Source organism: Larkinella sp. VNQ87 (assembly GCF_049445795.1).
Lineage (GTDB): Bacteria > Bacteroidota > Bacteroidia > Cytophagales > Spirosomataceae > Larkinella.
Map to the genome: position 1 here is coordinate 180862 of NZ_JBMSDT010000015.1, position 12985 is coordinate 193846.

Consider the following 12985-nt stretch of genomic DNA (forward strand, 5'->3'; position numbering starts at 1 on the left):
TAATAAATATTGAATAACGAATAATGAAGTGGCTCTGCAACTTTTCGATATTCGATATTACAAAAAACTGTTGAGGTCCAGTTGCAGGAGTTGGGAGAAAGAGGGGGATTCGGTTAGCCAGCCGGTGCCTTTGCGGTACTGGTGCCATTGCCGGTTTTTGTAGTTGTAGACATAGCCCTCGACGATCCCGTAGTTGTCTTCGTCGACGAGTTGCATGACTTTTTTGAGGTCTTTTTTCAGGCCTTCCTGGTTGGAGATTTCGATGATAACTGGGCTTTCGGCGGTTTCGTTGTCGTAAAGTAATAAGTCCGGAACCGGACTTGCTTTGGAATCATCGAGCATCGTTTCGGGGAAGGGCTCGAAGGGAATGGTCCCGTCAACGTAGTAGAGAACGCCCAGGTGCGTGTTCAGTTTACTAATGACGCGCTGATGATCCTTCGGGCCGTAAACGGCTAGTTCGTCCTCATGAACGAAGGAGTAATCGGTCGGGAGGTTCGGGTAGTTCATGGCACAGCGGTTTGTGGAAAAGTAAAGATAAAAAACACCTAACTAAATGTTTCGTAATTACCTGAAAATCGCCTGGCGCAACCTGGTGAAATACCCGACGACGACGGGCATTAACGTAGTCGGCCTAACGGTGGGCCTGACCACCTGTTTGCTAATCGGGCTGTTCATTCGCAACGAATGGCGGTATGACGACTACCACACGAAAGCCGACCGGATTTACCGCGTGAGCATGATCCAGACGACCGGCGATGAGGTCGAGCATTCCGGAATTACGCCGTACCCGCTGGCTCCGGCCATGCGCACCGACTTTGCCGACTGGTCGAAGATCGCCCGGATACACGCGGATCAGGACTTGTCGGTGGTGGTGTCGCCGGTGAAGATGTTTAAAGAAAAAAACGTAGTGTTTGCCGAACCCGAGTTGCTGGATATATTCGATTTTTGCATGCTCGTCGGCGATGGCCGGGCGGTTTTGAGTCAGCCCAATCAGGTGATTCTGAGCGAAAGCGCAGCCCGGAAATACTTCGGCACGGAATCGCCCATCGGCAAAACGTTTCGGTTGGGCAGTGAACTAACCGTGCAGGTCAAGGGCATTATGCAGGACGTGCCTTCGCAGTCGAACCTGCCCGCCCAGATGCTGGTGTCGTTTTCGTCCATGAAAACTTTCTTTTCGTTCGGCATCGACCAGTGGGGCCTTCGCTCAGGCGGCAGTGTGTTTGCGGTATTGCCCGAGGGTCGCTCGCCAGCCGACTACGCGACGAGGCTCAAGAAAGCTGAAAACAAATATTTTTCCGACCGCGACGGCGAGACCAGCCAATTGGTGCTGCAACCGTTGCGCGATATTCACTTTAATCCTACCTACGATGGCACCATTTTGGCCCCGGCCATGTCACCCACGTACCTGTACGTATTCGGGGCCGTCGGGCTGTTTGTGCTGCTGATTGCCTGCGTTAATTTCATCAATATGTCGACAGCCCGCGCCATGACCCGCGCCCGCGAGGTCGGTGTCCGGAAAGTAATCGGCGCTACTCGGAATCAGTTGGTGGCGCAATTCCTGAGCGAAGCCTTCTGGGTGACGGTTTTTTCGGCCGCGCTGGCCCTGACGCTGACCTACAACGTGTTGCCGCTGGTCAACGATTTTATGCAGAAACAGATCGCCTTTGTATGGGGCGAATCGATAGTTTTGCTGGCGGTTCTGGCCCTGCTGACCGGTTTGTTGGCGGGTTTGTATCCGGCGTTCTTCCTGGCGCGTTTCCAGCCCGTTCGGGTGTTGAAATCGGCCGCCGAGCCTGGCCGAAGCGGGATGGCGTGGCTGCGACAGGGGCTGGTGGTGTTTCAGTTTACGATTTCGCTGGTGCTGGCCGTGGGCGTGCTGGTGGTGTATCGGCAAATGGATTTCTTCCGGCAGAAAGACCTCGGTTTTAGTCGGGATGCCATCGTCTCAGTCAGTTTACCGGAACCCAAAAACCTGAACCCGCTGGGGCAAACCCTTCGGCAGGTTCCGGGCGTCGAGCAGGTTTCGTTTGCGCTGGGGGCACCGACCTCACCGAACAATTTCGGAACCGACGTGCGCCTTGACCCGTCCAACCCGAACAAAAAGCTCTCAATCGCCCTGAAACTGGCCGATGCTGATTACCTCAAGACCTACGGACTGAAACTGCTGGCGGGCCGGTTTTTCGAACACCGCGACACGCTGGGCATGGCCCGCAGCGTTCCGGAAGAAAACCGGCGTTACGCTTTTGTGATCAACGAAAACCTCGTGAAAGCGATGGGGCTGTCGAAACCGGAGCAAGCCATCGGGCGCAAAATCCGGGTTGGACTCAACGACATTACGGCCGAAATCATCGGCGTTGTGCGGGATTTTCACACCAGTTCGCTGCACGAACCCATTATGCCGATGGTGATGATGAACCTCCCGATGTTCTACTACACGGCGGGACTGAAACTGCGAACCACCAATCCAGCCCGGACGATGGCGGCTGTCGAACAAGCCTGGAAGAAGTTTTACCCCAACGCCTTGTTTGAAGCGACGTTTCTGGATCAGAGCCTTCAGGAATTGTACGAGGATGAGCAGCGGCAATTTACGCTTCTCCGGGTGTTTGCGGGTCTGGCGCTGCTGATCTGCTGTCTCGGGTTGTGGGGCCTGGCGACGTTCGTGATTGAGCGCCGGACGAAGGAAATCGGCGTCCGGAAAGTGCTCGGTGCCTCTATAACCGGTATTGTGGCGCTGCTGTCGAAAGACTTCCTGAAGCTGGTACTGGCGGCCCTGGTGATTGCTACGCCGATTGCCTGGTACGCGATGGAAACCTGGTTGAAAGCATTCAGCTACCGCATCGATGTGGAGTGGTGGGTGTTCGCGCTGGTGGGAGCCGCAGCGGTGCTGATTGCCTTTCTGACGGTTTCGTTTCAGTCGGTTCGGGCGGCTTTGATGAATCCGGTAAAATCATTACGTTCGGAGTGAAGAATGAAGAGTTAAGAATTATGAGTTGCGCTGCCACGTTGCCTGGGTAACGGCGGAGCCAACTCTTAACTCATAACTTTTTATTCTTAACTCAAAAAGTTGTTGAGGTCCAATTGCAGGATTTCAGAAAATGACGACTCGGTGGGTAGCCCTCCATCACCGAAGCGGTAACGGAACCAGTGATGCGTTTTGTAATCGTAGACGAAACCCTCCTGAATCCCGTACAATTCGCCGTCGATCAGTCGAATGACCTTTTGAGTATCATCTTTGACACCCCGGGTATGGCATATTTCAATAATAATTGGGGTTTGGTCCAGGGCATTGTCGTAAAAAATTAGATCCGGCGTTGGGCTGCTGTATTCGCCCAGCATCATCTCCGGCAAGGGTTCGTACGGAATAGCGCCCGAACGAAATTGGGGATACAGCCCCGTCGTCAGTTGCGCAATCACACGCTGGTGAATAACCGGCGCATTCGTGCCCATATCTTCCTGAACAAGAAACCGCTGGTTTTGAGGCTGTGGATAGTCCATTTTCAATGAGGTAAGTGTATAACAAAAATACGTATTGACGGTATGCTTCGCAATTATTTCAAAATCGCCTTCCGGAACCTCTGGCGGAACAAAGTTTTTTCCGGCATTAACGTCTTCGGCCTGGCTGTCGGGCTGGCTTCCTGCCTGCTGCTGTTCATCTACATCGCGCACGAACTAAGCTACGATGCGTTTCATCAAAAGGCCGACCGGATTGTGCGGGTGGTGATGGAATACAGCATGGAAGGCCAGGTCAACCGCGTGCAACAAACCGGAACCAAGGTTGCGCCCGAGTTTGGCCGCCGGTTTCCGGAAGTGGAGTCGGGGGTTCGGCTGGAAAACCGGCAAGCGGTGGTTAGCTATGCCGACCGGCAATTTACCGAGAAACGGGTGGTGTTTGCCGACTCGGCCCTGTTTTCGATCTTTTCGTTTTCATTGAAACAGGGTAATCCGAAAACCGCCCTGGGGGGTCCGAACCTCGTGGTGCTGTCAGAGTCGATTGCGAAGAAATATTTCGGCAGTCAGAATCCGGTCGGAAAAACCGTGCGAATCAACGCCGGTGGGGGCGACAAGGAGTACGCCGTAACGGGCGTCGTGGCCGATTGCCCGGCCAACTCCCAGATCAAATACGACCTGCTGGCGTCGTTTACCACACTGTCGGCATCGAAAGAAGAACAGTGGTTTTCGGCCAATTACGCCACCTACCTCTTGCTGCAAAATCCGAAGTCGATCACCAGCCTGCAAGCCAAGATTCCCGGTTTTATGAAAACGCAGTTTGGCCCGGACGAAATGGCGGGGGGCAATTACCTGACATACATTCTGGAACCGCTAAAAAGCGTACACCTGCATTCGGACACCGAAGGTAATTTTGAACCCAACGGCGATCTGATGTATATCTACATTTTCGGCTCAGTAGCGGTTTTGATTCTAATCATTGCCTGCGTCAACTACATCAACCTGGCAACCTCGCGGGCCGTCGAGCGGGCGCAGGAAGTGGGCGTTCGGAAGGTGATGGGCGCGTTGCGGGGGCAGTTGTTCGCGCAGTTTATCGGCGAGTCGCTGATCGTGACGTTTGCCGCGCTGGGCCTGAGTCTGCTGCTGGTGTACCTGACGATGCCAATTTTCAACGAGCTGTCTGACCGGCGGTTTTCGTTCAGCATCCTCACGCAACCGGATTATCTCCTCGGCTTGCTGGGCATCGGTCTGCTGGTCAGCCTGATCGCGGGCGGGTATCCGGCGCTGGTGCTGGCCCGGTTTGAGCCGGTTCGCGTCTTGAAAGGACACCTGAAAACCGCCGGAGCCGGGCAGTTCCGCCGAGCACTGATTGTGTTTCAGTTTGCGATCACGGCATTTCTGATTGTCTGCACCTTGCTGGTGCGCAATCAGTTGTCGTTTATTCAAAATAAAAAACTCGGCTATGATAAGGAACACGTTTTGGTGTTGCCCGCCGACCGGCAGGTGAACGAACGCATCCGGGCGCTCAAGTCGGAATTCCGGCAGAACGCCGATGTACAGCAGGTGTCGCGGGCGTATGAGTCGCCGACGTTCATTGAAGGAGGTTACAGCATGCGTCGGTCCGACAAAACCGAGAGCCCCTACAAATCCGTGGCCGCTCTGCCGGTAGACGAGGGGTTTGTCAAAACGATGAATCTGCGGATCGTTGCGGGCCGTGACCTGACACTCAACGACCTTGAACGGGCGACCGTTCCGGGGAGCGATAGCCTGCGGCATTTTCATTTTATCCTGAACGAGTCGGCCGTGAAAGAACTGGGCTGGCAGTCGCCCCGCGAAGCCATCGGCCAGAAAATGGACATGGGCAGCGGGCGGCCGGGCGTGGTGGGCGCGGTGGTGGAGGATTTCCACTTTGCGTCCATGAAGCATAAAATCATGCCGCTGGTGCTGTTCCCGGAAGACGGCGGCCACGTCCTGCTGGTCAAACTGTCGGGCAGTCAGTTACCCAACACGCTTCAGTTCTTGGAACAGAAATGGAAAATGCTGATTCCATCGCGGCCGTTCGAGTATGAATTTCTGGATGCGGAATTCAACCAGTTGTATTCAGCCGAAACCCGCACGGGCCGGATTTTCAGCGTGTTTGCCTTCTTGTCGATTCTGCTGGCTTGTCTGGGGTTGTTCGGGCTATCGGCCTATACGACGGCGCAGCGGACAAAGGAAATCGGCATCCGGAAGGTGCTGGGCGCATCGGTTCCGGCCATTGTGCTGCTGCTTTCCAAAGATTTCCTGAAACTGGTGCTGATTGCCATTGTGGTAGCGTCTCCGCTGGCGTGGTGGGCGATGAACCGCTGGTTGCAGGATTTCGCCTACCGCATCGACGTGGCCTGGTGGGTGTTTGCTGTAGCCGCCCTGCTGGCCGTCGGCATCGCTTTCCTGACGGTATCGTTCCAGAGTATCAAAGCCGCGCTGATGAATCCGGTGCGTTCACTGCGTTCGGAATAAATGGCAGAGGGCATGGGGCAGAGGGCATAGGGTGGCTCCGCAGAACTAGAACCGCACCCTTTGCCCAAACCCCTCTGCCCCATGCCCTCTGCCCAAACCCCTTTGCCCTATGCTATCAAACTATCTCAAAATCGCCCTGCGCCAACTGCGCATCAATGCCCTGTTCAGCGTCCTGAACATCCTGGGATTAACCGTCGGGCTGGCCGTCAGCACGTTCATCGCCTTGTTTGTCTGGCACGAATTCCACTACGATCGCCATCATCCCTTTGCCGACCGGACGTACCGGCTGTTGTCGGTCGCAAAATACGGCGGGGAGGAGGTGATGTTTCCGGGTTTGCACGAGGCATTCGGAACGGAAGCCAAGCGACAAATTCCCGAGGTGGAAGCGGTCGTGCGGATGTCCGACGGGTTGGGTGAGATGATGCTGCGCTCGGATGTCGACCACCAGTTTAAGGAAGAAAACATTGGCTTTGCCGACGCATCGATTTTATCGGTCATGGACCTCCGGCTACGCCACGGCGATCCGAAAACCGCCCTCAGCGAACCGGGCCGGATCGTACTGACGCCTGCGCTGGCTGAGAAGTATTTTGGAACCGACAACCCGGTAGGCCGGACGATCCACTACGACAAGCACTACCCGCTGACGGTTTCGGGCGTGCTGGAAGAACTGCCTACCAACTCGGTGCTTCAGGTGCGGGCGCTGATCTCACTCAGTTCGGTGCCGACGCTGGGGCCGAATCGGGAAAATATGTACAAAGCCGGCGGTTTTTTGACTACTTATTTGGTGCTGCGGCCGGGCACGAAGCCTGAATTAGTCGAGAAAAAGCTGCAAAAAGTAAAAGCCGGGATGCAGTTTGTGGATTTGACGGCCCGATACATTCTCGAAGCCCTGCCTTCCCTGCACCTCGACAGCCGGATGACCCCAAAAACCACCCGGCAAACGCTGTACATTTTCTTAACCATCGCTCTGGTTATTCTGGGGCTGGCCGTGATCAATTACATCAGCCTGACCACGGCCCGGGCTACCAAACGCGCCCGCGAAGTGGGCGTTCGGAAAACCGTCGGCGGTTTGCGCAGCGAACTGATCGGGCAGTTTTTCACCGAATCCTTCCTGACCACGACGCTGGCTTTTGGGCTGTCGCTGGCCGTTTTACAGACGTTGTTTCCCTGGGCCAATCAGGCCCTCGACCTGCACATGGATAACCGGGTGCTGGAGCATGGCTCGTATTGGGCGTTGATGCTGGCGCTCTGGCTGGGTTGTTCGCTGTTGGCGGGCAGTTATCCGGCCCTGCTGCTGTCGCGGTTCCGGCCGCAGGAGGTGTTGAAGGGCACGATGAGTTCGGGGCGGAGCGGGGCTACGGTTCGGCGGGTGTTTACAACGGTGCAGTTTGCCACGTCCATCGGTCTTCTGATTTGCAGCATTGTGTTGTATTCCCAGATGCGGTTTTTGCGAACCAAAAGTCTGGGCATCAACCGGGCGCAGGTGGTCGCGGTGCGGGTCGATGGCGAAATGGCCCCTCGGTTTCCGGCTTTGCGCGATGCCGTGCGTCAGTGGGCGGGTCCGGAAAATGTGGCCGTCACCAATACGGCGATCTTCACCAATGACATGTCCATGTGGTTCCTGAAGACGGAAAAGACCCAGAAGCAGTTGATGGTCCAGACGCTGACGGTTGATAAAACCTTTTTTACGATGATGGGCATCCGTTGGGTGCACGAACCGGTGGGCTGGCGTGAAAAGCCTGTCACCAACGAACTGAACGTTTATAACGCAACATTGATGAAAGAAGCGGGTATTAAGGGCAATCCGTTGGAGCAGGAACCTCCGTTCAAGGACATGAAAACCGCCGGAGTCGTGGCTGATTTTCATGTGAGTAGCCTGCGCGGAGGGGTGTCGCCGATGCGGCTGAGTGTCGTCAGCGATACGGCCAAAGCGCTGGTGGGCCGGGGTGGTATTCTGCTGGTGCGGTTGAACCCCCACACGGATGTGCCGCAAGCGCTCGACAAACTGAAAAGCCTGTATGGCCGCTATACCCCGCCGGTTCCGTTTGATTATTTCTTCCTCGACGATGCCTACAATCAGCTCTACGCCACCGAGCAGCAATTGATGCGGTTGTTCAACGGATTCACGGGTTTGACATTGCTGGTGGCCTGTCTGGGGTTGCTGGGCCTAATCACGTTCTCGGTCGAAGCCCGCACGAAGGAAATCGGCATCCGCAAAGTGCTGGGCGCGTCGGTCGCGAGTATCGTCTCGCTGTTGTCGACCGACTTCCTGAAGTTGATTGGGCTTTCGCTGCTGCTCGCGTCGCCGGTGGCCTGGTATGCGATGGATAAATGGTTGCAGGAGTTTACGTACAAAATTGACATTCAGTGGTGGATGTTTGCGCTGGCGGGCGGTTTGGCCGTCTTGCTGGCAGCCCTGACGGTTAGTTTCCAGAGTATTCGGGCGGCTTTGGCAAACCCGGTTTCCTCCCTGCGTTCGGAATAAATGGCAGAGGGGGAGAGGGCATAGGGTGGCTCCGCAGAACTAGAACCGCACCCTTTGCCCTCTGCGCCATGCCCTCTGCCCAAACCCCTTTGCCCCATGCTAAAAAACTTCTTCAAAATCGCGCTGCGGAATGGGTGGAAATACCGCTCGTTCGGCCTGATCAACGTGCTGGGTCTGTCGATCGGCATGACGTGCTGCCTGGTTATCTATGTATTCCTGCGGTATGAACTGAGTTTTGACGCGTTCCACACGAACGCCAACCGGACGTACCGGATTGTCGAACACAGCCGAAAAGCGGACGGCATTCAGTATTGGCCTACGACGGCTTACCCGCTGGCTGCGGCCATTCGCCGGGACATTCCGGGCGTGGACGTCACGCAAACTGCCGGTCCCGACAAACGGATCATTCATTCCGTCGACAAACGCGGAATGGTTCGACGATTTGAAGAAAAGCGGTTATTGTTCGCGGATAAAAACTACCTAAAAACCTTCGATTTCAGCGCGGTTTTTCCCGATGGGCTCTGGCTGGTCGGGAACGCGCAGACGGCCTTTCAACAGCCGAACGCCGTGGTACTGACGGAGAAAACCGCCAGTCGATATTTCCTGAATGCCAACAAAGGCTACGAGCAATTGCTCGGGAAAACGCTGATTATCAATAACTCCGATCCGCTGGTGGTTACGGGTGTGATTCGCAATCCGCCCCGAAATACCAATCTGATGTTCGATTTGCTGATTAATTACCGGTTTTTCAGCGCCAATAATCCGTACGCGGCTACCAACTGGTCGGGAAACTACCAGGGGACGACCTATGTTACCTTACCGATTGGTGCCGATCCGCAGGAGTTTGAGCGAAAGCTGGTGATTTTGAAGAAGAAATACATGAAGCCGGAGGACATTCGGCGAATCAGTTACTTCCTGCAACCGTTATCGGAGGTGCATACCGAGTCGCGCTACGCCGACCTCCTGACCGGGTACGTCGTCAGCCAGAGCGTGCTGGGCGGGCTGGCGAGCCTGGCGGTTTTTCTGGTGTTGCTTGGTGCCTTCAATTTCATCAACCTGAGCATCGCCCAGGCGATTCAGCGGAGCAAGGAGGTGGGCGTGCGGAAGGTTGTCGGCAGTTCGCGGGGGCAATTGGTCGCTCAGTTTATGGCCGAAAGCCTGCTGATCACGGTGGTGGCAGGTGTGGTGGCGCTGCTGGTGCTTGATGGATTGCTGGCGGTCATCAACCAGTCGCTGCCTCTGATTGAACTTGACCTGCATATGGACGCGACGGTCGGCTTGTTTGCTGCCGGTCTGGTGCTGGTGGTGGCTTTGCTGGCGGGCTTGTATCCGGCGGTGGTCATGTCCGGTTTTCAACCGTTGAAAGCACTGAAAAACACAGTTACTAATCGGCAAAGAGGCTTTACACTGCGGCACGGGCTAATCGTTTTTCAGTTTTGCATTACCTACGGATTGTTGGTCGGCACACTGGTCGTGGCGCAGCAGATGGATTTTTTCCGGCAAAAAGAACTGGGCTTCACGAAAGAGGCCGTCATCACACTGACCGGGCCCCGCAACCAGCAAGCCAGCAAAATGGCGGTTTTCCGGGCGCGGCTGTTGCAGCACCCCGCCGTGCAGGAAGTCAGCTTTTCGTCGGGCGCACCCACGACCAGCAACTACTACGGCACGGATTTTCGCCTGAAGGCGGAGCCCGTCCAGATGGGCCGGCAGGCGGAGATGAAAATCGTGGATCTGGCGTACCAGTCGTTGTTTGGCCTGCGGCTGGTCAGCGGGCGGTGGTTTACGGCGGCCAACCAACTGCCGGACGGCGCGGGCTTCAACGGCTTTGTGGTCAACGAAACGCTGGTTCGGATGCTGGGCCTGACGCCCGAAACCGCCGTGGGGAAAACCGTAGCGATCAGCGAAGGCGAAGCGCCGATTCTGGGCGTGGTCAGGGATTTTCATAATACGTCTTTGCAGAAACCGATCACGCCCTGCGTCATGCTCTGCTGGAATACCGATTTTTACGACCAGATTCACCTCCAACTTCAGACGCACGACGGCGATCAGCCCCACCTGCGGCAAACGTTGGCGGCTGTCGAAGCAACCTGGAAGCAAACGTTTCCGGATGATGTGTATCAACACACATTTCTGGATGAATCCCTGGCAAAGAACTACCTGATCGAGCAACTCGTGTTCGACGCCTTCCGGATTTTTGCAATCATTTCCATCTTCGTCTCCTGCCTGGGGCTGTTTGGTTTAATCACGTTTACGGCCAATCAGCGGACGAAAGAAATTGGTGTCAGGAAGGTGCTGGGCGCATCGGTCACTAGTCTGGTGGCGTTGTTGTCGAAAGACTTCCTGAAGTTGGTGCTGATTGCGGTCCTGCTGGCGACACCCCTTGTCTGGTACGGCATGAACCGGTGGTTGCAAGGCTTTACGTATAGAATTACCGTCGAATGGTGGCTGTTTGCTCTGGCGGGCGGTTTGTCAGTCGCTCTTGCGCTTGTGACGGTCAGTTTTCAGAGCATCCGGGCGGCTTTGGCAAACCCGGTGGAGAGCCTGAAGAACGAGTAGGCGACGTCTTACCTATAGAATTTATCGTCTTCCCATTGCAACGGGTTGTTCAAAATATAAGCCTGAATGCGTAAAAAAGCATCATTGGTCCGAACGATGTGATCGTGAAACCGGGTTTGCCAGGCAAAATCACCCCGGGCGGTAGAGACGCGATTAATCGCGTCTCTACGAATTTCGAATGTTGTCCGCCCCTTGTACCACCGGATAATCCGGGACAGGTTTTCGTGTAGCATGGGGTTTTTATGGCGCGTAATGCCGCCGGGATCGATAGAGACGCGATTAATCGCGTCTCTACTACCATCCCCATTAACCCCATCTGGACGGTCAATGTACAGCAGCCCGTGCATGTGATTGGGCATGATGACAAATTCATCCAGGATAACCCACGGGAACTGTTCAGGAATGCGCTGCCAGATTTCAGCCGCAATTGTACCGGCTGCATTGAACTGCATGTCTCCATTCCGAACTTCGCCGAAAAAGTGCTGTCGGTCGTGGGTGCAGATGGTCACAAAGTAAGCGCCGTTCGTTCCATAATCCCAGGATTGGAGCCGGGCTGATGGAATTCGATATTTATGTTTGTACAAGTCATTCATAGTCTGAAAACGTACGGAGGTAATTTATCGTACAATTGCGGTTAATGGGAATGGTAGAGATGCGATTAATCGCGTCTCTATACGCCGTGAATAATAAATTTGGATAATGGTGGTATTTGTTAGGATTATCTTGTAAATAGGCCCCGCTTCTCTTCAATAACCCTTAATCCTTCTCAATCGTATGTGTCAGAACCATGGCGTTGCGTACATCAAACCGGGTATGGTTGAAGTACAGTCTATCGAGTACCCCAAGCTGGCGCTCGGCGACCGTAAATGTGAGCATGGGGTGATCCTGCAAATCGTTTCGACGAACATCTGCGGCAGCGACCAACACATGGTCCGGGGCCGAACCACCGCGCCGGCGGGCTTGGTGCTGGGCCACGAAATTACCGGCCTGGTCATCGAAGCCGGGCGGGATGTGGAGTTCATCACAGTCGGAGACCTTGTTTCGGTACCGTTTAACATTGCCTGCGGACGCTGCCGGAATTGCAAAGCCGGACAAACCGGGATTTGCCTGAATGTCAACCCGTCGCGGCCCGGGGCGGCTTACGGCTACGTCGACATGGGCGGTTGGGTTGGCGGTCAGGCCGAATACGTGATGGTGCCCTACGCAGATTTCAACCTCTTGAAATTTCCGGACAAAGACCAGGCTTTTGCCAAAATTCGGGATCTGACGCTGCTTTCCGATATTTTCCCGACCGGTTATCACGGAGCCGTCATGGCGGGGGTAGGGCCGGGTTCAATCGTATACGTGGCCGGAGCAGGGCCGGTAGGGCTGGCGTGCGCGGCTTCCTGCCATTTGCTGGGGGCGGCTGTCGTCATCGTGGGCGACATGATTCCGGAGCGGCTGGCTCAGGCAAAAAGTTTCGGCTGCGAAACCGTTGATTTACGAAACGACACACCGTTGGCCGATCAGATTGCCGCTATTGTGGGCGTACCGGAGGTGGATTGTGCCGTCGATTGCGTCGGTTTTGAAGCCCGTGGACACGGGTCAGAAGCGGGCACCGAGCACCCCGCTACGGTGCTAAATGCCGTTATGAATGTCACCCGGGCGGGTGGAGCGATCGGTATTCCGGGCCTGTACGTAACCGGCGACCCCGGTGCGAAAGACGATGCCGCCAAAGAGGGCAGTCTGAGTATCCGGATCGGGCTGGGCTGGGCCAAATCACACTCATTCTACACGGGTCAGTGCCCGGTCATGAAATACCATCGGCAGTTGATGAACGCCATCTTATACGACAAAATTCAGATTGCCAAAGCCGTGAACGTGGAAGTAATTTCGCTGGATCAGGCGCCAAAGGGCTACCAGGACTTCGACAAAGGAGCCGCTAAAAAATTCGTCATCGATCCGCACGGGATGATGAATTAGGAGTTAAGAATTAAGAGTTGCTCCGCAGGAATAGAA

The 12985-nt window shown here is 55.3% G+C and carries 8 protein-coding genes; 5 read left to right on the top strand and 3 right to left on the bottom strand.

Annotated features, from left to right (window positions below; genetic code table 11):
* Window positions 1-57 precede the first annotated feature (57 nt).
* The gene (locus ACO2Q8_RS24180; RefSeq protein ID WP_423347453.1) at window positions 58-507 is read right to left on the bottom strand and encodes a hypothetical protein; all 450 of its coding nucleotides are present in this window, start codon (window positions 505-507) and stop codon (window positions 58-60) included.
* A 46-nt stretch (window positions 508-553) separates the two neighbouring features.
* On the opposite strand from ACO2Q8_RS24180, the gene ACO2Q8_RS24185 reads away from it, so the two are divergent.
* On the top strand, window positions 554-2965 hold the full coding sequence (locus ACO2Q8_RS24185) for an ABC transporter permease (RefSeq protein WP_423347454.1): 2412 nt from the start codon (window positions 554-556) through the stop codon (window positions 2963-2965).
* Between the two features lie 86 nt (window positions 2966-3051).
* On the opposite strand, the gene ACO2Q8_RS24190 is transcribed toward ACO2Q8_RS24185, so the two are convergent.
* The gene (locus tag ACO2Q8_RS24190) at window positions 3052-3495 is read right to left on the bottom strand and encodes a hypothetical protein (RefSeq protein ID WP_423347455.1); all 444 of its coding nucleotides are present in this window, start codon (window positions 3493-3495) and stop codon (window positions 3052-3054) included.
* 42 nt (window positions 3496-3537) lie between these two features.
* On the opposite strand from ACO2Q8_RS24190, the gene ACO2Q8_RS24195 reads away from it, so the two are divergent.
* From ACO2Q8_RS24195 to ACO2Q8_RS24205, 3 genes are all read left to right on the top strand, one after another.
* A complete protein-coding gene (locus ACO2Q8_RS24195; RefSeq protein ID WP_423347456.1) occupies window positions 3538-5946 on the top strand; it encodes an ABC transporter permease in 2409 nt (802 codons plus the stop codon).
* Window positions 5947-6055: 109 nt separating this feature from the next.
* The gene (locus ACO2Q8_RS24200; protein ID WP_423347457.1) at window positions 6056-8431 is read left to right on the top strand and encodes an ABC transporter permease; all 2376 of its coding nucleotides are present in this window, start codon (window positions 6056-6058) and stop codon (window positions 8429-8431) included.
* 96 nt (window positions 8432-8527) lie between these two features.
* Window positions 8528-10987: an ABC transporter permease gene (locus ACO2Q8_RS24205; RefSeq protein ID WP_423347458.1), complete on the top strand. Its 2460-nt coding sequence runs from the start codon at window positions 8528-8530 to the stop codon at window positions 10985-10987.
* Between the two features lie 8 nt (window positions 10988-10995).
* Here the strand turns inward: ACO2Q8_RS24205 and ACO2Q8_RS24210 are convergent, their stop codons facing one another.
* Window positions 10996-11580, bottom strand: a complete 585-nt coding sequence (locus tag ACO2Q8_RS24210; protein ID WP_423347459.1) for a transposase — start codon at window positions 11578-11580, stop codon at window positions 10996-10998.
* Window positions 11581-11761: 181 nt separating this feature from the next.
* Here ACO2Q8_RS24210 and fdhA point away from each other — a divergent pair, with 181 nt between their 5' ends.
* The gene (gene fdhA / locus ACO2Q8_RS24215) at window positions 11762-12949 is read left to right on the top strand and encodes a formaldehyde dehydrogenase, glutathione-independent (protein WP_423347460.1); all 1188 of its coding nucleotides are present in this window, start codon (window positions 11762-11764) and stop codon (window positions 12947-12949) included.
* Window positions 12950-12985: the final 36 nt, after the last annotated feature.

Bases quoted from the DNA above. Each gene is read 5' to 3' on its own strand.
- fdhA (WP_423347460.1), top strand. From the start codon at position 11,762: ATGTGTCAGAACCATGGCGTTGCGTACATCAAACCGGGTATGGTTGAA.
- ACO2Q8_RS24200 (WP_423347457.1), top strand. From the start codon at position 6,056: ATGCTATCAAACTATCTCAAAATCGCCCTGCGCCAACTGCGCATCAAT.
- ACO2Q8_RS24190 (WP_423347455.1), bottom strand. From the start codon at position 3,495: ATGGACTATCCACAGCCTCAAAACCAGCGGTTTCTTGTTCAGGAAGAT.
- ACO2Q8_RS24210 (WP_423347459.1), bottom strand. From the start codon at position 11,580: ATGAATGACTTGTACAAACATAAATATCGAATTCCATCAGCCCGGCTC.
- ACO2Q8_RS24195 (WP_423347456.1), top strand. From the start codon at position 3,538: ATGCTTCGCAATTATTTCAAAATCGCCTTCCGGAACCTCTGGCGGAAC.
- ACO2Q8_RS24180 (WP_423347453.1), bottom strand. From the start codon at position 507: ATGAACTACCCGAACCTCCCGACCGATTACTCCTTCGTTCATGAGGAC.
- ACO2Q8_RS24185 (WP_423347454.1), top strand. From the start codon at position 554: ATGTTTCGTAATTACCTGAAAATCGCCTGGCGCAACCTGGTGAAATAC.
- ACO2Q8_RS24205 (WP_423347458.1), top strand. From the start codon at position 8,528: ATGCTAAAAAACTTCTTCAAAATCGCGCTGCGGAATGGGTGGAAATAC.